This window comes from Vibrio sp. T9 (assembly GCF_003123985.1).
Taxonomy (GTDB): Bacteria; Pseudomonadota; Gammaproteobacteria; order Enterobacterales; family Vibrionaceae; genus Vibrio; species Vibrio diabolicus.
In genome coordinates, this window is record NZ_NIGY01000119.1 from 1 (window position 1) to 351 (window position 351).

Consider the following 351-nt stretch of genomic DNA (forward strand, 5'->3'; position numbering starts at 1 on the left):
GGTGTTGATGCTGGCCAACGACGCCGAAGGCGCCACCGAGGACAGGGACGATTTCTGATCTCAGGGACGGGGTGTGACCAAAAAAAAGCCCGCCGGAGACGGCGGGCTTTTTTGTTCCTTGTGGGCCAACCAGCAGACTTACGGACGACGCTCCAGCTCCGGGTCTTCCTTGCTGCGCGGCATGAGGTCTTTCTTGGACACACCGAGCCAGAGCAGGATCGGGCTGGCGACGAAGATCGAGGACAGCGTACCGACCAGGATGCCGATGAGCATGGTGATCGCGAAACCGTGCACGACAGGACCGCCGATGAAGAACAGCGCCGCCATGGTGATGCCGGTGAACAGTGAGGT

General features: G+C 61.0%; 1 pseudogene. It reads right to left on the bottom strand.

What is annotated here, in order from left to right:
* Positions 1–138: 138 nt before the first annotated feature.
* A pseudogene (locus CBX98_RS25710) lies at positions 139–351 on the bottom strand (protein translocase subunit SecF); the annotation flags it as partial.